This window comes from Streptomyces sp. NPDC050564, from assembly GCF_044457265.1.
Lineage (GTDB): Bacteria > Actinomycetota > Actinomycetes > Streptomycetales > Streptomycetaceae > Streptomyces.
Window position 1 is genome coordinate 34,432 of the sequence record NZ_JBITGS010000028.1, and the last position, 19,036, is coordinate 53,467.

The 19,036-nt window shown below is 68.9% G+C and carries 19 protein-coding genes; 3 read left to right on the forward strand and 16 right to left on the reverse strand.

Annotated features, from left to right (window positions below; genetic code table 11):
- Nucleotides 1-15: 15 nt before the first annotated feature.
- The 15 genes from ACIBK0_RS35690 to ACIBK0_RS35760 all read right to left on the reverse strand — a co-directional run bounded on the left by ACIBK0_RS35690 (nt 16) and on the right by ACIBK0_RS35760 (nt 13,627).
- Nucleotides 16-1,092, reverse strand: coding sequence for a hypothetical protein (locus tag ACIBK0_RS35690; protein WP_399088989.1), 1,077 nt, complete (start codon nt 1,090-1,092; stop codon nt 16-18).
- Complete coding sequence (locus tag ACIBK0_RS35695; protein WP_399088991.1) at nt 1,083-1,733, reverse strand: hypothetical protein; 651 nt, start codon at nt 1,731-1,733, stop codon at nt 1,083-1,085. Before ACIBK0_RS35695 ends, ACIBK0_RS35690 begins: the two co-directional genes overlap by 10 nt.
- A gap of 240 nt (nt 1,734-1,973) precedes the next feature.
- Nucleotides 1,974-2,633, reverse strand: coding sequence for an OmpA family protein (locus ACIBK0_RS35700; protein WP_399088993.1), 660 nt, complete (start codon nt 2,631-2,633; stop codon nt 1,974-1,976).
- Between the two features lie 3 nt (nt 2,634-2,636).
- On the reverse strand, nt 2,637-3,224 hold the full coding sequence (locus ACIBK0_RS35705) for a hypothetical protein (RefSeq protein ID WP_399088995.1): 588 nt from the start codon (nt 3,222-3,224) through the stop codon (nt 2,637-2,639).
- Nucleotides 3,225-3,239: 15 nt separating this feature from the next.
- Entirely contained in the window at nt 3,240-3,833 is a 594-nt protein-coding gene (locus ACIBK0_RS35710) for a pilus assembly protein TadG-related protein (RefSeq protein WP_399088997.1), read from the reverse strand.
- A gap of 11 nt (nt 3,834-3,844) precedes the next feature.
- Nucleotides 3,845-4,045, reverse strand: coding sequence for a hypothetical protein (locus ACIBK0_RS35715; protein ID WP_399089263.1), 201 nt, complete (start codon nt 4,043-4,045; stop codon nt 3,845-3,847).
- 102 nt (nt 4,046-4,147) lie between these two features.
- Nucleotides 4,148-4,891, reverse strand: a complete 744-nt coding sequence (locus ACIBK0_RS35720; RefSeq protein ID WP_399088999.1) for a response regulator — start codon at nt 4,889-4,891, stop codon at nt 4,148-4,150.
- Nucleotides 4,884-6,353: a sensor histidine kinase gene (locus tag ACIBK0_RS35725; protein WP_399089001.1), complete on the reverse strand. Its 1,470-nt coding sequence runs from the start codon at nt 6,351-6,353 to the stop codon at nt 4,884-4,886. The genes ACIBK0_RS35720 and ACIBK0_RS35725 overlap by 8 nt, the downstream gene beginning before the upstream one ends.
- Nucleotides 6,350-7,240 (reverse strand): DUF5936 domain-containing protein, encoded by an 891-nt coding sequence (locus ACIBK0_RS35730; RefSeq protein ID WP_399089003.1) that lies wholly within the window; start codon nt 7,238-7,240, stop codon nt 6,350-6,352. The genes ACIBK0_RS35725 and ACIBK0_RS35730 overlap by 4 nt, the downstream gene beginning before the upstream one ends.
- A gap of 13 nt (nt 7,241-7,253) precedes the next feature.
- The gene (locus ACIBK0_RS35735; RefSeq protein WP_399089005.1) at nt 7,254-8,195 is read right to left on the reverse strand and encodes a type II secretion system F family protein; all 942 of its coding nucleotides are present in this window, start codon (nt 8,193-8,195) and stop codon (nt 7,254-7,256) included.
- Between the two features lie 40 nt (nt 8,196-8,235).
- Nucleotides 8,236-9,576, reverse strand: coding sequence for a CpaF family protein (locus tag ACIBK0_RS35740; protein WP_399089007.1), 1,341 nt, complete (start codon nt 9,574-9,576; stop codon nt 8,236-8,238).
- Nucleotides 9,577-9,704: 128 nt separating this feature from the next.
- Nucleotides 9,705-10,172: a TadE family protein gene (locus ACIBK0_RS35745; RefSeq protein ID WP_399089009.1), complete on the reverse strand. Its 468-nt coding sequence runs from the start codon at nt 10,170-10,172 to the stop codon at nt 9,705-9,707.
- On the reverse strand, nt 10,169-11,785 hold the full coding sequence (locus ACIBK0_RS35750) for a CpaE family protein (protein ID WP_399089011.1): 1,617 nt from the start codon (nt 11,783-11,785) through the stop codon (nt 10,169-10,171). The genes ACIBK0_RS35745 and ACIBK0_RS35750 overlap by 4 nt, the downstream gene beginning before the upstream one ends.
- Nucleotides 11,786-11,866: 81 nt before the next feature.
- A complete protein-coding gene (gene cpaB, locus ACIBK0_RS35755) occupies nt 11,867-12,580 on the reverse strand; it encodes a Flp pilus assembly protein CpaB (protein ID WP_399089013.1) in 714 nt (237 codons plus the stop codon).
- 162 nt (nt 12,581-12,742) lie between these two features.
- The gene (locus ACIBK0_RS35760) at nt 12,743-13,627 is read right to left on the reverse strand and encodes a hypothetical protein (RefSeq protein ID WP_399089015.1); all 885 of its coding nucleotides are present in this window, start codon (nt 13,625-13,627) and stop codon (nt 12,743-12,745) included.
- 367 nt (nt 13,628-13,994) lie between these two features.
- Here ACIBK0_RS35760 and ACIBK0_RS35765 point away from each other — a divergent pair, with 367 nt between their 5' ends.
- The 3 genes from ACIBK0_RS35765 (at nt 13,995) to ACIBK0_RS35775 (ending at nt 17,650) form a co-directional block, all read left to right on the forward strand.
- Nucleotides 13,995-15,686 carry a chitinase gene (locus tag ACIBK0_RS35765; RefSeq protein ID WP_399089017.1) on the forward strand — a complete coding sequence of 564 codons (1,692 nt, stop codon included), beginning with the start codon at nt 13,995-13,997 and terminating at the stop codon, nt 15,684-15,686.
- Nucleotides 15,687-15,802: 116 nt separating this feature from the next.
- Nucleotides 15,803-16,318, forward strand: coding sequence for a SigE family RNA polymerase sigma factor (locus ACIBK0_RS35770; RefSeq protein ID WP_399089019.1), 516 nt, complete (start codon nt 15,803-15,805; stop codon nt 16,316-16,318).
- Nucleotides 16,319-16,375: 57 nt separating this feature from the next.
- Nucleotides 16,376-17,650, forward strand: coding sequence for a hypothetical protein (locus ACIBK0_RS35775; protein ID WP_399089021.1), 1,275 nt, complete (start codon nt 16,376-16,378; stop codon nt 17,648-17,650).
- A 38-nt stretch (nt 17,651-17,688) separates the two neighbouring features.
- Here ACIBK0_RS35775 and ACIBK0_RS35780 read toward each other — a convergent pair whose 3' ends face one another.
- A complete protein-coding gene (locus ACIBK0_RS35780) occupies nt 17,689-19,020 on the reverse strand; it encodes an Nramp family divalent metal transporter (RefSeq protein WP_399089023.1) in 1,332 nt (443 codons plus the stop codon).
- Nucleotides 19,021-19,036: the final 16 nt, after the last annotated feature.

Sequence of the window (19,036 nt, forward strand, 5' to 3'; positions counted from 1 at the left end):
TCCCCCGTTGATGGTCTAACGGTTGATGGCCTGGATCTCTTGCACCGCCATGTCCTGGGTCGTCTCGAAGGTGCCGTCCGGGAGGTCGCCCTTCGAGCCACCCGAGCCTTCCCAGGAGATCGCCCAAGTGATCGACGCCTTCAGCTTGTAGGGCTGACCGCTGCTCGCGCGCAGGTACGTGACGCCGCACGGCGGGGTCTTGTCGGCGTCACCCTTGGTGTAGGGGGTGCCGATGGAGCCGTCGTCGCTGATCTTGCAGTCGCCGGAGGCGGGGTAGGTCTCGGCGTCGTCCGTCCCCGGATTCAGATGCAGGGCCACCGGCTTCGCAGTCGTCTCCGCCCACACTCCCGCGTCCGCCAGCTCGGCGCGGACCTTGACCTCCTTGAAGGTGCCCTTGTCCAGCCACGCCCAAGTGGGCAGGTTCACCGTGGACTTGGTCGCGGGCTTCAGCTCGACCTCGGTCTCCGGGACGTGGATCTTGTCGTAGGCGTAGGCGGCGAGGACGTCCGGGGTGGGGGCGTGCTTGTTGTCGGGGAGCGTGTTGGCGTTCTGCCAGAACAGGGTGTTCTCGCAGTCGTACGTCGCGGGATCGTTCTCCCTGTTCTTGTTGATCACCCCTCGCCAGAACTTGCCGTCTTTGCCGAGGTTGTAGTTCTCATAGCCCGCCCCGCTGCCGCTCTCTGCTTTGCCCTTGTCGTAGTGGTCCACCATCAGCTCTTCGCCCCAGCTGAGCGTCGGGGTGACGGGCACCAGGTCCCCGCCCCTCTTGAGCCGGTCCACAGCGGCCTTCAGCTGCTTGGGCGTGGCCACCGGTTCGTACCAGCACGCCGGCGGCTCCCAATTGGGATCCACCGGGGCGAGAGCCTTGGGGGAGCTGCCCGAGACGCCACCGCTGACTTGCGTGACTTTGATGCTGGTGGCGGTGGCCTTGGCGGTCAGCATGGTCCCTGCCGCGTCGCCGGAAGAGCCCGAGGACGGCGGCTTGTTCTCGTCGTCTCCGATGGCGTACGCCGCTGTGGAGGACAGGATCAGGGTGCAGGCTGTTGCGGCGAGGAGAGCGCACGACTTCGCTGCGACGGTCATCAGCTGCATGCTCCCGGAACCACCGTCGCCGACACGGTCTTCCACACGCCCTGAGCGGTCTTGTCCAGCCTGGTGCGGTATTGCAGCACGTGTTCGGGCTTGTCAGGGGTGTTAATGATCTTGCCGGTCTTGCGGTTCTTCGTGGATGCCTTGCGCTCGTCGACGCAGTAGAAGAGCACGCCCGAACCAGTGTCGTTGATGTGGACCTGAGGGTCGAAGACCGTGACCTTGCCGATCAGACTGTCGTCGTCGTCCACGAACTGCTTGATCCACGTGCGCGCGGACTTCCGGGTGGCATCCGAGGTGTAGAACGCGACCGCGTCGGAGTCCGGGTTCGCCTCGATGACCGCCGCGTACTCCGAGCGCAGCTCCTCGCGCCCGTCGTTCAGGATCGCCTGGAGCTTGGAGTCGCTGTTCGTCCAGCTCTGAAAGTCCGCCTGGAAGGAGCTGGGGAGCTTGATCTCCGGCCGCTTGACGCCGTCCACCGCCGCCGAAGCGGATGGGCTCGCCGGGGCCGTGCTGTTGCCGGAGTCAGCCCCCTTGATTTTGTCCGAGGACGAGTCGTCGCCTCCCCCCGAGCCGCAGGCGGTCAGCACCAGGGCTGCGGATGCAGTGAGCGCGGCTGTCACAAGCCGGGCGGCGCGGTTCACTCTGAACTCCCGTTGGGATGAGGGATAACACAAGCGAACCAACGCTATCCAAGGGGTACATGAGGACACCAGGCGGGGATCCGTCAAGATCAAGACGGTCACGCACGGACTCGTCCCGATTCATACGCATCACCCCCCACTCCGCGTGGCCGGCAGGTACGCGCCGAGTGACCTAATGCACGTCTGCCGGTCCTCGTGGACGACCGGCAGCGGAGAGCTGTTTGCCCACGCGTGCTTCGCTCAGCTCTGGGTCCCCGATGAGTCGCCGTTCGACTCCCCGCGCGGGAACGTCACCTCCACACGGCGGTTCTTGCGGCGGCCCTGTTCCGAGGTGTTGTCCGCGATCGGGTAGTCCTCGCTGTAGCCGCGTACCTCGAAGGTGATGTCCGTCGAACCGAGGGCTGCGGCCAGTTGGTCGTGGACCGCTTCCGCGCGCTTCTTGGAGAGCGTCAGGCCGTGCGCGTACGAGCCGAGGTTGTCGGTGAAGCCGAAGACTCGGACCGTCGTCGCGTTCTGGGCCTTGATCTCGTCCGCGATCGCCTGGATGCGGGAATGGGCCTCGGGGTTCAGTTTCGAGCTGTCCTTGGGGAAGAGAACCTCCGCTTGCAGCGCGAAGGTCACGTCCGAGTTCGTGTCCTCGCGGCGTTCCTCGCCGCCCAGGTCCTCGACTACGGACTTGATGTCCAGGACCTTGGCGGGGGCCAGGGTTGCACCGTCGGCGAGCTTGAGGCCGGGGCTGTTGGCGTCCACTTCGGGGGGTGGGGAGGTCGTCACGCTGCCCGGGGGCGCGCTCGGGTCATCGTCGTCGGCGTAGGCCGGACCCCCGCCCGGGAGGCCGAGCGTGATCAGCACGGCCAGAGCCGTGAACGTAGTCGCGGTGGTGCGGCGCGGGAGGGCCATGGGTCAGCCCTCGGAGATCTCGATGGAGGCGGGGGGCATGGCGCCGATTTGGAAGTCGACCTCGGTGGTTTCGGCGGGTGGAGCGGGGAATTGGGCGAACCACTGGGTGGTCGCGCCTTGGCGGACGCCGCCGGTGAACTGCGTGCACAGGCAGCGGCCTGACGTGTCACGGAGGACCAGGTACTTCTTCTTGCCAGCCTGGTCGACCAGGCTGGCTCCTGCCATGGAGCCGCCGTTCTTGGCCAACTCGCGTTCATCACCTCGCCAGTTACCCATAGCCAGTGCGCCACCCGTGCCGTTTGTCACCGTGCCTTCCACGGTGACAAAGCCGCCCTCGTCGCGCTTGGCGGACAAAATCGACAGCGTGACGCCGCTCTCTCCCTTGACCTCCGCCAGCACCGTGTTCGCCTCAGGTGCCTTTGACTCCTTGTCACTAGTCGCATTGGCACTTGTAGAGGGAGACGAGGCCGCGCCATTGCCAGAATTGTCATCGTCGCCCCCGCCACAGCCGGCCACCGTGAGGAGCAACCCAGTCGTGATCGCCACCGCGCTCAGCGCCTTGCGGCCCTTCATGGTGTGCCGAAATTCCATCGGTACGGCTTCCTCTCACTCGGCCAGATGCACAGAGAACAGCACGGACGCATCGGGAAGGTCGTCCGAATTGAAATCTTCGGGATCGATGTCGACGGGATCGCCGCCGCAGTCCAGTTCCACAAGCTTCTTGGGGTCAGCGTCCTGGGCGAAAGTGCAGCGCGGCTCGATGACGGCCGTGGCGTAGGCCTTAGCCCGCATGCCCTCCGTGCCAGGGATGATCGAGTGGCCGACCGTGTAATTGGTCTGGATTTCGACCCGGAATCCCGGATAGCCGCCCATCACCGTGGGCTGGGCTCCGCCCTGGACGGTGGAGTCGTTCTCGGCGGCCAGTTGCTCCGCCGCGGCCGTGGCTCCTGCGCCCTTGAAAAGGTCGCCGTCGAGCCAGTCCAGCCATTGGTCGTCCTTGCCGATAGCCCCTGCCAGGCCCGTCATCAGCTCGTCGCGGGAGTCCTGTGCGGCCGCCAACGCCGCAGCGTCCGCCGCAGATTGAGCTCCATTGCGAGCGGACGCTGCTTGAGCGAATGCAAAGAAGGCGAACGCAGCGAAGAGCAGGATCCCAGTCAGCCATATGTAGATGGGGAGGGTCTGTCCTCGGTCGCTCGCCATTTGCGCAGAGGTCAGCCGCCGATCACGTCGTTCACGGCGTTGAGGATCGCGTTCGAGATCAGTCCGTCCAGTCCGAGCCCGTCGATCAGCGTAAAGATCCCCGCAATGATGATCATCAGGCCCGCATACTCCACGAACCCGGCCCCCGCGTCCCGTCCCTTCCCCCGCATCCGGGAGACAACGGTTCGCGTCCACCAGTCGAACCTGCTCATCGTCACTGCCCTCCCGCCTGACGCCACTACCGACCCGTGCACCGTACGTGAGAACGTGCCTACTCCGGGTGGGCCCAGGGGCCCAACTTCTGGTGGGTGGAGTCATCGGCTCCACCCCTCGTGGGTCGTGCCCAGCCAGTGGGCGATGGCTTCGCTGCGCGAGGAACTATGCAGCTTTGCGAAGATGCGGTTGATGTGGTTCTTGACGGTCTTCTCGCTGATGAAGCAGGTGGCGGCGATTTGGCGGTTGTTCATGCCGGCCGCGATGAGGTCCATCACCTCCACCTCCCTTGAACTCAGGCCGAAGTCGGGCCGGTTGGGGTGCCCGCGGCGCAGCCCCGTCGCGTAGGCGGGTCGAGCCTTTGACGACTGTGCCATAGATGGTTGCAGATGCGAAGCGAGTTCGTTCGGTTCGTGCGAAACTCCGAGTGAATCCGACATAGTTGGCCGGCCAGTCGGCCTTCCGTGCCGCAGGTCGCGTACGGCCGTGATCAGTTGGGCGGCTGTGAACTCGCCGTGGACCAAGTAGCCGGACGCGCCTCGGCGCAGGGCTTCGGCCACGACCTCGGGTTCGCGGCTGTAGGTCAGCATCACCACGGGCGCCAGACGAGCCAGTTCGGGGAGGGCGGTCAGGCCGTCCGTGCCGGGCATGCGGACGTCGAGGAGGACGACGTCCGGGGTGAGGCGGGCGGCGGCCTTGAGGGCTTCGTCGCCGTCGGGTGCCGCCGCGACCACCTCGATGTCCGGGTGGCCGCCGAGCAGCGCGGTCAGGCCCGCCCGGACGACCGGGTTGTCGTCGGCGACGAGTACACGCAGGGGCGGGCCGGTAAGTGCCTGGTCAGGCATGAGCGGCCTCCTCTTGGGGAGTGGGGGGCTTGTGGGCGGCGGTGGCCGAGGAGAGAGGAAGGGTCAGGTGGACCTCGGTGCCGCCCTGCGGGGGTCGGTTCAGGGCGATGCGACCGCCGAGCGAGGCGGCTCGTTCCGTCATGCCGAGCAGACCGAAGTGGCCGGTTCTCGTCAGGTCGTCGAGGGTGAGGGAGGGGGGTGGACCCACTCCGTCGTCCTGGACTCGTAGCGTGAAATCGGCGTCCGAGACGTCGAGTTCGACCGCGATCCCGCTCGCGTGCGCGTGGCGATGGGCGTTCTCCAGGGCCTCGGACGCGATCGCCAGGACGTGGTGGGCCATGGCGTAGGGGAGGATCGGGCGCCCGCCCCGGTGCCGTACCACCGTGGTGAGGCGCGTGCGGGACTCGAACTCCGCTGTTCGGGCGTGGAGTTCGGACAGGACGTCCGTGTCCGGCGTCGTGAGGTCCGTGTGGCGGCGCAGGTCCGTCAGAAGCGCTCGAGACTCCGTCGCCGCGCGGCGCGCCGCGCCCGCCACGAGCGTCGCCTGGCGTTTGAGCACCTGCGGGTCCGACTCGTCCGCCGACGTCGCCAGTGCCTCCGCCGCAAGGGCCAGGCCGTGGAGGGTCTTCGCCACGGAGTCGTGCATCTCACGGGCCAGGCGGGCCCGTTCGGACTCCACGGCCTCCGCCACGGCGAGGCGAGAGGTTGCCTCGGACAGCGCCTGGCTGGCCGTGCCGAAGCGGAACATCAGGTTGCGCAGGGTGACGCCGATGATGCCGGCGCCGATACAGAAACCGGCGATGAGGAGGGTGCTGGCGCCTGCTCCCGGGTGGTGTTCCCACGCCCTGAACACCGTGAGGAGGACGATCAGTTGCAGGCCCGTGAAGACTCCCGTGGCCCGCCAGCCGTACAGCAGGCCCGACAGAAGCGGGGTGCAGACCGTCGCATACGCCAGCGGCGACGCCGGCGATGCGGTCAGGAACAGTACCGCGCCGAACAACAGGTCCACGGCCATCAGCGTGGGGTGGGCCAGGAGGCGGGGGCCGAAGCGGTCCCAGTCCCTGAGCATGGCGTACGAGCCCATGACACCGAGGACGGCTGCGGCGAGGACCGCGTAGCGGGCGGCGCCGTCGGTCGCATTCGTCATGGCTAAGGGGGCGCCTATCGCGATGGCGGCGAGACGTACGGCGAAGGCCTGGCGGCAGAGGGCCTGGAGGGCGTTGAGCTGGAGGCGGACGTTGCCGGGGGCGGGGGCATCGTCTGCGAGGTACCCGGCGCTCGGGGGCCAGCCCTGGCTGGTGCTTGGCCCGGCTTCCGAGTGCCTGGTGTCCGGCTGGAGGTCTGGGTGGGTGCGCTTGCCGGCGCTTGCCGGGTGCCGCTGTACCCACCCGTGCCGCCCCAGCGGCACGATTGCCCACAGCTGCGAGAGCGACGGCAGCTGAGCGAAGCGGCTTCCCATCATCGACCCAGGATCGAGCCGAAGTTCGTTCCCGAGCCCAGGAACATGCCTGTCGCGATCAGGATCATCGTCGCCGGGAGCATGAAGACGAGGGTGACCATCGTCGCCTTGGGGATGGTCTTGGCGGCGCGGCGGCGGGCGTTCTGGGCGTCCGTGCGGCGCATGTCCGTGGCGAGTTGGATCAGGGTCTCCGCGATGGGGGAGCCCAGCTCCTCGCCCTGCTGCAGGGCCGAGACGAACTGGGCGACCTGTTCCGAGGAGTTGCGCCTGCGGAGCTCGTCGAAGGCCTGGCGACGGCTGACGCCCATGTCCATCTGGCGCAGCGTGATGCGCAGCTCGTCCGCCCAGGGGCCCTCGTACTTCTCGGCGACGCGGTCCAGGGCCTGGCGGAAGCCGAGGCCCGCCGAGACGACGACGGCCAGGACGTCGAGGAAGTCCGGCAGCGTGCGGTCGATGACCTCCTTGCGTTCGCGGACGGCCTGCCAGATGGCGGCGTCGGCAGCGAGGAGGCCGAAGGCCAATGCCAGCGCGGCGAAGAGGAGTTGGCCGTTCGAGAGGAAGATGAAGGCCAGTACGACGCCGAAGATGCCGTATACCGCGCGGCGGGCCGCGTAGCGGTTCAGCGTCAAACCGCCCGGGTTGCCCGCCATGTCGATGCGGCGGCGCTTGGCGTCCACGCGGCGTGGGCCCATCAGGCGCAGGACCGTGGGCGCGAAGCGCATACCGAGACGGTCGACGGCCGAGTCCGCCGTGGAGACGCGGGTTCCACCGACCTCCAGGGCGAGCGCGAGGTCGCTGGGGAGTTTGGCGTCGGCGCGGATCATACGGATGCCCAGGAGGACGCCCGCGACGGCCGCGCCCATCAGGACGGCGAGCAGCAGCGGCAGCAACGTAACCCCTCCCTCATACTTCGATCTTGCCGAGGCGGCGGATGACGAAGAAGCCGACGGTGTAGAGGCCGAGGGCCAGCAGGACGAGGCCCTGACCGAGCGGGGAGCCGGTGACGCGGGCCAGGGCTCCCTCGTTCGAGGAGTTGATCAGCACGAGTGAGCCGATGCCGAGGAACGGGACCGTGAAGGCCGTCGCGTTCACCTCGGAGAGCATGGTGCGGACCTCGCGGCGGGTTTCCTTGCGGTCTTCCAGGGTCTGGGTGAGGTTGCGCAGGGAGCTGACGACCGAGCCGCCCGCCTTGTTGGCGAGGACGAGCGTCGTGACGAGAACGATGAGCTCGCGCGAGGGCAGGCGTTCGGAGAGTTCGCCGAGTGCGTCGTCGATCGTCCGGCCCAGCATCAACTGGTCGGCGACATGGGCGAGTTCCTCACCCGCCGGGGCCTCCAGCTCCTCCGCCGCCATGGCCAGGGCCGTGCGCAGGGCAAGGCCTGCCGCCGTGGCGTTCGCCAGCAGGCGGGCCACGTCGGGGAGCTGGTTGATGAAGGCCTCGATGCGCTTCTGACGTTGCCAGTTGAGGAAGATGGCCGCGCTCCAGACGCCCAGGACGGCGGCGATCGGGCCGAAGAAGGGGGCGAGGGTCGCGGAGGCGATCAGCCACAGGGCCACGACCACCGCCGTGACGTAGGTGAAGAACTCCCCCGCCGTCACGTCGAGCCCCGTCGCCGACAGGCGGAGGTGGATGGTGCGGCCGAGGCGGGTGCGGCGCAGTCGGCGGTCGATGCCGGCGAAGCGGCGCACGCGGCCGGCCGCCGTACGCAGTGGGCCGCCGCCGGAGAGGCGGTCGACGAGGTCCTGTCGCTGGGCACGCCCCGAGGCGTACGTGTGTACGCCCGCGACGGCGAGTGTGCCGCCGAGGAGAGTCGCGCCGAGGGCGAGGAGGGCGGGGTTGTTCATGGCTGCCTCCCTTCGGAGGAGGAGTCGGAGGTGGGGGTCGTCATCCGATGGCCTGCCTCGTGTTCAGTACGTCGATGGCCTCCGCGACGCCGAAGGCGGGCGGCAGCGGCTCGTTGGCGACATACAGCTTCTCCGCGATCTGGCGGGGCAGCGGCAGGTGCTCGAAGTGGCCGTGGACGATGCGGTCGGGACCGACGGGACGGGGGACGAAACGGGTGACGGGCGCGATACGGAACTGTTCGCGGCCGTGCGAGACGAGCAGGGCGATCTCCGTGATCTTGCGGGAGCCGTCGGCGTGCCGGGCCAGCTGGACGACGACGTCGACCGCCGAGGTGATCTGGTCCTTCAGGGCCTCGAAGGGGATCTGGACCTCGGACATCGAGCCGAGGGTCTGGAGGCGCATCAGTGCGTCCTCGGCGGAGTTCGCGTGAACGGTGGCCAGGGAGCCGTCGTGTCCGGTCGACATGGCCTGGAGCATGTCGAGGGTCTCCCCGCCGCGGACCTCACCGACGATGATGCGGTCGGGACGCATGCGCAGGGAGTTGCGGACCAGGTCGCGGATGGTGATCTGGCCCTTGCCCTCCACGTTCGGGGGGCGGGATTCGAGGCGGATGACGTGCTCCTGCTGGAGCTGCAGCTCGGCCGAGTCCTCGATGGTGATGATGCGTTCGTGGGACGGGATCAGGCCGGAGAGGGCATTGAGGAGCGTCGTCTTTCCGCTGCCGGTGCCGCCGCTGACGATGACGTTGAAGCGGGCCCTGACGAAGGCCGCAAGCAGCATGAGCATCTGCTCGTCGAGTGAGCCGAGGCCGATCAGCTCCGGGAGCGTGTACGCACGCGGGAAGCGGCGGATCGTGAGCGTCGGGCCGGTCAGGGCGAGCGGCGGGATGATGACGTTGACGCGCTCGCCGGTGGGCAGGCGGGCGTCGACCATCGGGTTCGACTCGTCGACGCGGCGGTTGACCGTCGAGACGATGCGTTCGATGGTCTGCATGAGCTGCTCGCTGGAGGCGAAGCGCAGGGGGAGCTGCTCGACGCGGCCGGCCCGCTCCACGAAGATGGAGTCGGGTCCGTTGACCATGATCTCGGTGATCGACGCGTCGGCGAGGAGGGGTTCGAGGACGCCGAGGCCAAGTGCCTCGTCGACGACCCTGCGGATCAGCTGGGAGCGTTCCGCGGAGGAGAGGACCGGGCCCTCTCGGCTGATGATGTGGCCCAGTACGCGCTCCAGGCGTACGCGGCGTTCGGCTGCCGCCAGGCTGGACATCTCGGCGAGGTCGATCTCTTCGAGGAGCTTCGCGCGGTAGACGGCGACGAGGTGTCCGTCCTCACGGGCGGGGCCCGACTCGTCGGGGGTGGCTCTGCGGGAACGCAGGCTCATGACATCGGCTCCTCTCGGTCGGTCGTCGGTCGTTCGTCGGTCGTTCGTCGATCGGTTGTCGATCGGTTGTCGATCGGTCGTCGATGGGGCATCGGTCGGTCGTCGGTCAGTCGTCGATGGGCCGTCGGTCAGTCGTCGGTGGGCATGGTGGCGTGGCGTGTGACATCCCAGCCGCCGAAGAGGGGGATGACGGCGCGGACATGGACCTTGACGGTCGCGGTGGTGAGATCGGGGCCTTTGTCGGACGACACATTCGGGTGGAGCCATCCGCTGACGGCGGCCTGACCGGCCGCCCTGCCGTCGCCGCCCTGGGACTCGACCCGCGCGGCGGTTCGCGCCCCTGTGCCCGCCTGGTTGATGCCGTAGCCCACGAGGCCGAGTTGGATGGCGGCCATGCCGATGACCAGCAGGATGGGCAGGAACCCGGTGAACTCCAGGATGGAGACGCCGCGGTCGTCCCAGCGGCGCCGCCTCGGCCGGGTCTCGCGACTCGGCTTCGCCGCAGCGACGGCGGATTCGGCACCGCCGGTCCGGGCCGCCGGGGTTGCCCGCCGGCGCGGCGGAGCCCGATGACCGAGCAACGGGAGAACGCTCATCCCTCGTCCCCCTCCAATGCCGCGCCCGCGTCCCCGTCCACATGCCAGTCCGCGTTGAATCCCGGGAAGAACAGCGGCACGTCGACCTTGACGGTGGCCTTCATCACCGAGCCCGCCGGGGTGCAGTTGATCTCCGCCCCGCTCCAGGCCCCCGGCAGATGCTTGCTCCCCGCCGCCTGGCACGCTCCGGCGACGTCGCCGTTGACCGCGTACGCCGCTGTCGCCGCCCGAGCCGCCTCGTCCGCCGCGTTCCCGGCCAGCGAGTACGAGTAGCCGTACAGCACGCACTGCCACAGGATGGTCATGACGACCAGGAGCAGCGGGAACATGCCCGCGAATTCGAGGGTCACGGCTCCCCGGTCGCCGCCCCGGCGGCGCAGGGTCAGTGCGCCCCGGTCCGACGACGTCTTGCGGCGTCGGCCTCCGCCGCCGCTCTCCTGGGCGGCCACCAGGCCGAGTTCGCCGGCCAGCGCCCACAGTGCCTGTTTGACCGTCGAGCGGGTGTCCAGGTCCTGGAGCCGGCCGGCGTCGACCACGGACTGGAGTTCCTTGAAGGCGGCGGGAACCGCGGAACGGGCGACCTTGGTGCCGGTGACGCGTTCGACGAGGGAGAGCTGGATCTCCGTACCCCTCGAAAAACGGTTCACGACCGTCGTCGTCTCCTCCGCCTTGCGGATCTGGAGACGGTCCCACATGCGGACCATGCGTTTGGCGGCGCGGACGGCGACGACGTCCGGGGTGACGAGGAGCAGCGCCTGGTCGGCCATCTCGACGGCGGCGGCGGTCGCGGTGTTCATCTGGGAGCCGCAGTCGACGACCACCACGTCGTGGCGGGAGCGCAGGGCGGACAGGACCTGGCGGGCCACCCGGTCGGTGACCTCCTCGCCGCGTTCGCCCTCGGCGGGGGCGAGCAGCAGGCCGATGCCGCTGTCGTGGGTGTAGACCGCGTCCTGGAGGACCCGTGGGTTGATGTCGCTGATGCCGGCGAGGTCGGCGACCGATCGCCGGAACTGCACGTCCAGGTACGACGCCACGTCCCCGGACTGGAGGTCGAGGTCGACCAGCGCCACGGTGCGGGCCGACGCGGCTGCCGCCAGGGCGAGTTGGACGGCGGTCAGCGTCGCGCCGACGCCGCCCTTCGCGCCGGTCACCGTGACGACGGTGCCGCCGGGTCCCGCGTACAACTCGGGTGTACCGCTGCCGAGGTGGCGGCGCATGCCGGCGGACCACGCGGCGGCCGCCTGGACGCGTTCGGCGAGGGCGTCGTAGCCGAGCGGCAGGCCGATGATGCCGCGGGCGCCGGAGTCCATGGCGGCGGTGAGGACACCGGTGCTGGTGTCGGCGGTGATGAGGACGACGCCGACCGCCGGGAAGCGCATCACCAGGTCGCGGATCAGGTCCAACGCCGGGACGGGGCCTATCCGTTCGTGGACCAGGACCACTTCCGGCAGTTCGTCGAGGGACTCGGCGGCCAGCCTCGCCAGTGTGTCCAGCAGCGCCGTCGAGTCGGGGACGGGCGGGGCCGGTTCGGCGTCGGCGAGCTGGCTCAGCAGGGTGGTGAGCGCGCGGGCCGAGTCGATGTCCCCGACGGCGGGGAGAATACGGATGGTCATCGACGGCACCTTTGACGGCTCTGGCGACGTTCACGCCTCTTGCGACGGGCCCCAGCGGGAGCGGTCGTCATGCGCGGCCTCCTACTTGTCCTCGTCGAGGGTGTACGTACGGTCGCCGGGCGCGACGGTCGCGTCGGAGCCGCCCGCGACCAGGGCGAGCCGGACGTGTTCGGCGAACGACTCGGCGTACGCCACCCGTTGGGCGTCGGCGGTGTCGAGCGCGAAGGTGATAGGGACGGCCTGGGTGGCGCTGTTGCGGCGGTCGGAGCTGGACTGGCCGGGGTCGAGCGCGGTGAGCTTGCCGACGTCGATGACGCGGGCGTTCTCGACGATGACCTTGGACTGGTCGGTGCCCTTGTCGTTCTCGGCCCTGAAGGTGGCGTAGATGTTGACCCGGGAACCGGGGTTGATCTTGCCCGCGACACCGGTCGCCGCGTCGATCATGATCGCGATCTCCTGCTGCCCGGCGGCCAGTTGGGGCCGGTCCACGATCATGTCGGTCTGCAGCAGGGAGCCCTTCTCCAGCTGGGTGACCGCGATCTTGCCGCGGATCTGGGCGAGGCTGGTGACGGCCGTGGACGACAGCCAGCGCCTGGGCATCGAGATCTTCTGGAACTGGTCGGCCGACAGCTCCTTGTAGGGCGCGATGTCGCCCTTCAGGCGGTACGCCGCCACCTCCGGGCCGACCTTGGAGTTCACGTCGCGAATCACCGAGAGCACTCCGGCGAAGGCGCCCAGGGCGCACAGGGCCGAGAGGACCAGCAGGATGACGCCGCGGCGCTGGCGCGAGTTCACTGAATCTCACCTCGTAGGAACGTGCCGGGGACTGAGCGGAGCTGCTTTTCCTGCCGGGGGTCCGGGGGTTGTCCCCCGGGGTGATGCAGCATGACGCGGACAACCTCGATCTGCGGGGGACGGCGGGGTCGAGCGGTCGTGCCTGGTGTTGTGGAGTTGTACTTACGTGGCGCCTCGGGGCAGGGCGCGTACCGAAGAGGCTGCCCGGGCGGCGGTGGCCGGAAGCCCCTGCGAAGGTGAAGGCGGCGGCAGCGGCGCGGCGCAGAACCCACAGCGGTCCCCGATGAGTTCGAGGCCGCACCAGTGGCACTCCTCCCGCCGGACGGACGAGACGAGCTGGTAGAGCACGGAGACGTCGTACAGGCCGGCGGCGAATTCGGCGAGCCGCGGTGTGCCCCACCAGCGGGCCGACTCCTCCGGCAGCGGTACGGTCGCGACGCCCTGCGCCCGCCAGGCGGGCGCGAGCTCGGCGGTGACCCAGTCGGAGGGCGGCTGACCCGAGGCGACGAGCAGCCGGGTGCCGAACTCCGGCCCGGGGAGCTCCTCCTGGCCGACTCTGACGAGCTGCGGTCGCGGATTGGCCAGTACGGCGAACTGGGCGCCCGGCACCCAGGACTTGGCGTGCGACTTCAGGGACACCGGGACCCGGTCGAGCTTGGCGACCGAGCCGAGCAGGGCACCGGCGTAGATGTAGTGGGCGAGCAGCCGGGCGGAGGAGGCGAGCACACCCGGACTGAAGTCGCAGACCGACAGCTGGCGTAACTGCTGGGCCAGCAGGGCGAGTCCGAGCGGCGGCAGGTCGATGCCGAGCAGCGCGATGCGGTCGCTCTCGAGGACGGAGCGGACGGTGTGCAGTCGCCGCGTCACGTCGTCGGAGACGCAGGACGGGTAGAGCGAGATGACGTACCCGTGCTGCTCGATGAGCGCGTGCATCCCGGTGAGGGAGCTTTCGAGGGTGTCGAGCGGCTGGACTACTGCGGGCGGGGTCTGCCGGTCGTGCGGCGGGAGCACCAGGTCGGGACTGGTGACGGCTATCGCGGTCGGCACGCTGCACACACCCCGTTCGCTGTGGCGGGGTGGTCAACCACCGCCTCAGATCGCCCCTGTTTCGCCATGGACCGTCACAGATGGCCACAGATCGTCACTGTGACGTCCTCTTGCATCAGCACCATATCCACGGCATGCCCCGCTCAACACCGACTTCCCGAGATCAACTCACCGAAGGTGCGGGCGTGATCAACGGAGAGTGAGCCGCATATGCCGCAACTCAACGTCCGGACACGGGCGTTGGGAGCTCCAGAGGTCTTGACAACCGAATTGGTCTGGACCAACTTGTACATCCAACGGTGGCCACCGATCCGTATCCCCCCTCCCCTCCCCCTCACCGGAGGTCCCAGTGGACCGCGTATCAGGCATGCCCGGACGCAGACGCACCTGGGCGGGACTCCTCGCCGCCGCACTCGCCGCGTCCGCCCTCACCCTCACCGGCCTCGCCACCGAGGCCTCGGCCGCGGACGTCAACAACGCCAAGAACGGCGGCTACGAGTCGGGCCTGAGCAACTGGAGCTGTTCCGCCGGCAGCGGTACGACCGTCTCCTCCCCCGTGCACGGCGGTTCGGCCGCGTTGAAGGGCACGCCCGCGGGGCAGGACAACGCCAAGTGCACCCAGACCGTCGCGGTCAAGCCCAACTCGACGTACACGCTGAGCGCCTGGGTGCAGGGCGGCTACACCTACCTCGGCGCGACCGGCACGGGGACGACGGACGTGTCGACGTGGACGCCCGACTCCTCCTCCTGGAAGCAGCTGACGACCACCTTCACGACGGGCTCGTCGACGACCTCGGTGACGGTGTACACGCACGGCTGGTACGGGCAGGCCGCGTACTACGCGGACGACCTGTCGGTGTACGGGCCCGACGGCGGCGGTGGCGGCGACCCGGCCCCCACGGTCCCCGCGACGCCGGCCGGACTGGCCGTCTCCTCCACGACCTCCTCGTCCGTCTCCCTGTCCTGGAACACGGTGTCGGGCGCGACCGGCTACAACGTCTACCAGGGCGGTACGAAGGTCCAGTCGGTGACGGGAACGTCGGCGACCGTCTCCGGGCTCGCGGCCTCGACGTCGTACTCCTTCCAGGTCACGGCGACGAACTCGGCCGGTGAGTCGGCGAAGTCGTCGGCGGTCACCGGCACGACGACTGCGTCCTCCGGCGGTGGTGGCGGCACCGTACCGAAGCACGCCGTCACCGGTTACTGGCAGAACTTCAACAACGGCGCGACGGTCCAGAAGATCTCCGCCGTGCAGTCGCAGTACGACATCATCGCCGTCGCCTTCGCCGACGCCACCGGCACACCCGGCGCGGTGAGCTTCACCCTCGACTCGGCCGGGCTCGGCGGCTACACCGTCGATCAGTTCAAGGCCGACATCAAGGCGAAGCAGGCCGCGGGCAAGAAGGTCATCATCTCCATCGGCGGCCAGAACGGCACGGTGTCGGTGAGCGACTCGGCCTCCGCGACGAACTTCGCCAACTCCGTCTACTCCCTCATGCAGACGTACGGCTTCGACGGCGTCGACATCGACCTGGAGAACGGTCTCAACGCGACCTACATGTCGCAGGCCCTGCGGTCCCTGTCGTCGAAGGCCGGATCCTCCCTCGTCATCACGATGGCACCGCAGACCATCGACATGCAGTCGACGTCGAACGCGTACTTCCAGACGGCCCTGAACATCAAGGACATCCTGACCGTCGTCAACATGCAGTACTACAACAGCGGTTCGATGCTCGGCTGCGACGGCAAGGTGTACTCGCAGGGCTCGGTCGACTTCCTGACCGCGCTCGCCTGCATCCAGCTGGAGGGCGGCCTCGCTCCGTCCCAGGTGGGCCTCGGCCTCCCCGCCTCCACCAGCGGCGCGGGCAGCGGCTACGTATCGCCGACGATCGTGAACAACGCCCTCGACTGCCTGACCAAGGCCACCAACTGCGGCTCCTTCAAGCCGTCCAGGACCTACCCGGACCTGCGCGGGGCGATGACCTGGTCGACGAACTGGGACGCGTCGGCGGGCAACGCCTGGTCGAACGCGGTGGGACCGCACGTGCACGCGCTGTAGGAGGAAACGAACGGGCTCACCCCGCTCGCCGCGCCGCGGCGAGCGGGGTGAAACATTTCCGGGCGTCCACCGCATCAATGAAGTGAGGACGGTGGCAGCGACCGGGGGGAAAGCGCATGAGACAGGTCCGTGCGGACGACTACGCGGAGTTCGCGGCGGCCCGCGCGGGACATCTGTACCGGTCGGCGTGTCTGCTCACCGGCGGTGACACGCATCTCGCCGAGGACCTCGTGCAGGAGGCGCTCGGCAGGATGTACGTCAGTTGGGGGCGGGTGTCCCGGAGCGACAATCCGGCGGCGTACGCGCAGACCGTCCTGACGCGTACGTTCCTCGCCCACCGGCGGCTGCGCAGCAGCGGGGAACGTGCGACCGACGTGATCCCGGACGTCCCCGACCCGGGCGCCGCCGACGGTGACACGCCGCTGCGGCTCACCCTGGTCGAGGCGCTGCGCCGGCTGCCCTCGAAGGACCGGGCCGTGGTCGTCCTGCGCTACTGGGAGGACCGCAGCATCGAGGAGACCGCCGACGCGATGCACACCAGCTCGGCCGCCGTGCGCACTCGCTGTGTCCGCGCGCTGGCCAAGCTGCGGGCACTGCTGGGCGACAGCCTCAGCGAACACGCGACACCTTGACCGCTCTCTTCCCTGGCTCGTCCTTCACTCACTTCTCTTCAGGAACGGTGGTTCCCCATGCATGCCGAAAACTCCCCCGTAGAAGACCCCTTCGAGGACCCCTTCGAGGACCGACTGGGCGAGGCCCTGCGCCACGCGGGCGACACCTTCGACACCGACCGGCGGGCCCTGGCCGCCGCCGGGCAGACACGCGGCCGCAGGCTGCGCCTGCGGCGCCGGATGGCGATCACCGGGAGCGTGGCCGGGCTCGCGCTCGTGGGCGTGGGCGGGGCGCTGCTGATGCCGGGGACGGACGCCGGGCAGCCGCAGCAGTCGGCCGCGAGCCCGTCGAAGGTGCGGACGGGCAGCCAGGCGGCCGAGGTGTCGGGAGCCGAGCTGCTCCGGAGACTCAAAGGGCTGCTCCCGCCCGGCAGGTTCAGCGGAGAACAGGCGCGCTCCACCAGCCACGTACTCGGCCCGACCGCCCATCTCGTCTACGACGACGGTGACGGAAAGGCGGCCGTCGAGGTCGGACTGGGGCGCGTCGAGCCGGGGAGCCAGATGGCTCGGGAGTCGACCACGTGCCCGGACAAGAACCTGGTGTCCTACGACGCCTGCACGACGAGCAAGCTGGCCGACGGCTCCGCCCTCATGATCCTCCAGGGGTATGAGTACCCGGACCGCCGCGTGGACACGAAGAACTGGTACGCGCAGCTCGTCACCGCGAAGGGCCAGCAGATCAGCGTGTACGAGTGGAACGCGCCCGCCGAGAAGGACGCTCCCGTCAGCAGGGCCAATCCGCCGCTGTCGCCTTCGCAGTTGAAGAAGGTCGTCACGGCCACGGCGTGGCGTACCGCTGTCGACGCCATCCCGAAGAAGGCGAAGGGCAAGGAGCCGGCGTCGTCGACGGCCCCGCGGCCCTCGGCCGACGGCAAGGCGGTCTCGTCCGCCCTCGTCTCCCTCCTGCCCAAGGACGTCGAAGTGAAGGCGAAGGGCGGCCAGGAGAGCGAGTACGCCTACGTGATCGTCGACGACGGCAAGGGCAGGAGCCTCGTCCAGATCAATGTGCAGGCCGGCATGTCCGACGTCCAGGGCCAGCTCTTCGGCTCCGACGCCGAGACCCTGCCCGACGGCACGAAGGTCACCACACGCAAGACGCCCGGCGAGAAGGGCGGCGAGGGGGTCGTGATGTGGACCGCCGACACCATCAGGACCGACGGCGTGCGCGTGGTCGTCAGCGCGTTCAACTCCGGAAATCAGGAGACCGCCGCGACCCGCGCCACCCCCGCGCTGACCATGAAGGAGCTGAGGACGATCGCCCTCAGCCCGAAGTGGCGCGAACTGCTCAAGTGACCCGCCCGGGAGTGGGCGGCCGCTAGGCCCTGCGCCGCTCAGAAGAACTCCGACCACGGCTGGTCCCAGATCTGCTTCACGCACAGGACCAGGAACAGGAGTCCGGCGAGGGCCAGCATGGCGTTGCTCAGTGCGCCGTTGCGCCATTCCCTGGGCGTGCGGGAGGAGTTGAGGAGCCAGATCAGGGTGAGGGCCAGGAAGGGGAGGAAGGCCGCGCCCAGGACGCCGTACAGGATGATCAGGCGGAAGGGCTGGCCCTGGAACAGCAGCACGATGGGCGGGAAGGTCAGCCAGAGCAGATAGGCGCGAAACGGCCACGACTTCTCCCGCTCGCCGGAGGCGATCTCCTCCCCGGTCGTCGCCGCGCGCTTGCGGTAGCGCTCCACGAAGTCCGCGAACATCAGGCTCACGCCGTGCCAGACACCGATCAGCGAGGTGAAGGAGGTCGCGAAGAAACCGATCAGGAAGAACTTGGCGGTCGCCGAGCCGTACTCCGCCTCCAGGATGTCGCCGAGCTGGATCAGACCCTTGTCGCCGTCGGCGATGGCCACGTTCGCGGAGTGCAGGAGTTCCGCGCCGACGAAGAGCATCGCGACGACGAAGATGCCGGTGGTGGCGTAGGCGACCCGGTTGTCGAGCCGCATCACCTTCATCCAGCCGGTGTTCGTCCAGCCCTTGGCGTTGACCCAATAGCCGTAGGCCGCCAGGGTGATGGTGCCGCCGACCCCGCCGATCAGACCGAGCGTGTTGAGGATCGAGTCCTTCTCGTCCGGCAGGACGGGGAGCAGCCCCGCGAAGGCGTCGCCGAGGTGGGGGGTGACGCGGATCGCCAGGTAGACGGTGACCACGAACATCACGCCCACCAGGACGGTCATGACCTTCTCGAAGACCTCGTACTTGTTGAACCAGACGAAGACGAGGCCGATCAGCCCGCAGACGACCGCCCACGGCTTGATCGACCAGTCGGCCGGGAAGACGTCGGGGAACAGCGCCTGCAGCGGCAGTGCGCTCGAGGACATCGCCGCCGCGCCGTAGACGAAGCCCCAGACGACCGCGTAGACGACGAAGAAGTACGTCGTCCACCGGCCGAGGCTCGCCCAGCCGTCGAAGAGGGTGCGTCCGGTGGACAGATGCCAGCGTCCGGCCGCCTCGGCCAGCGAGATCTTGACCACGCAGCCGATCACGGCGGCCCAGAGCAGGGTGTATCCGAAGTTGCTGCCCGCGATGAGCGTCGCGACGAGGTCCCCGGCGCCGACGCCGGTCGCGGCGACCACGATGCCGGGGCCGATGTATTTCCAACTGGACTTGCGGGGACCGGAGCTGGCCTCCCCCGACGCTGACTTCCCGGACTTCCCAGCGGTCTCCGTCATGCGGTTCAAGAAAGCG

Excerpts from the sequence above, each read along its gene's own strand:
- ACIBK0_RS35690 (WP_399088989.1), bottom strand. The coding sequence starts at position 1,092 with ATGCAGCTGATGACCGTCGCAGCGAAGTCGTGCGCTCTCCTCGCCGCA.
- ACIBK0_RS35775 (WP_399089021.1), top strand. The coding sequence starts at position 16,376 with ATGCATGCCGAAAACTCCCCCGTAGAAGACCCCTTCGAGGACCCCTTC.
- ACIBK0_RS35745 (WP_399089009.1), bottom strand. The coding sequence starts at position 10,172 with ATGAGCGTTCTCCCGTTGCTCGGTCATCGGGCTCCGCCGCGCCGGCGG.
- ACIBK0_RS35705 (WP_399088995.1), bottom strand. The coding sequence starts at position 3,224 with ATGGAATTTCGGCACACCATGAAGGGCCGCAAGGCGCTGAGCGCGGTG.
- ACIBK0_RS35725 (WP_399089001.1), bottom strand. The coding sequence starts at position 6,353 with ATGATGGGAAGCCGCTTCGCTCAGCTGCCGTCGCTCTCGCAGCTGTGG.
- ACIBK0_RS35765 (WP_399089017.1), top strand. The coding sequence starts at position 13,995 with ATGCCCGGACGCAGACGCACCTGGGCGGGACTCCTCGCCGCCGCACTC.
- ACIBK0_RS35750 (WP_399089011.1), bottom strand. The coding sequence starts at position 11,785 with ATGACCATCCGTATTCTCCCCGCCGTCGGGGACATCGACTCGGCCCGC.
- ACIBK0_RS35780 (WP_399089023.1), bottom strand. The coding sequence starts at position 19,020 with ATGACGGAGACCGCTGGGAAGTCCGGGAAGTCAGCGTCGGGGGAGGCC.
- ACIBK0_RS35770 (WP_399089019.1), top strand. The coding sequence starts at position 15,803 with ATGAGACAGGTCCGTGCGGACGACTACGCGGAGTTCGCGGCGGCCCGC.
- ACIBK0_RS35720 (WP_399088999.1), bottom strand. The coding sequence starts at position 4,891 with ATGCCTGACCAGGCACTTACCGGCCCGCCCCTGCGTGTACTCGTCGCC.
- ACIBK0_RS35710 (WP_399088997.1), bottom strand. The coding sequence starts at position 3,833 with ATGGCGAGCGACCGAGGACAGACCCTCCCCATCTACATATGGCTGACT.
- ACIBK0_RS35735 (WP_399089005.1), bottom strand. The coding sequence starts at position 8,195 with ATGAACAACCCCGCCCTCCTCGCCCTCGGCGCGACTCTCCTCGGCGGC.
- ACIBK0_RS35715 (WP_399089263.1), bottom strand. The coding sequence starts at position 4,045 with ATGAGCAGGTTCGACTGGTGGACGCGAACCGTTGTCTCCCGGATGCGG.
- ACIBK0_RS35740 (WP_399089007.1), bottom strand. The coding sequence starts at position 9,576 with ATGAGCCTGCGTTCCCGCAGAGCCACCCCCGACGAGTCGGGCCCCGCC.
- ACIBK0_RS35700 (WP_399088993.1), bottom strand. The coding sequence starts at position 2,633 with ATGGCCCTCCCGCGCCGCACCACCGCGACTACGTTCACGGCTCTGGCC.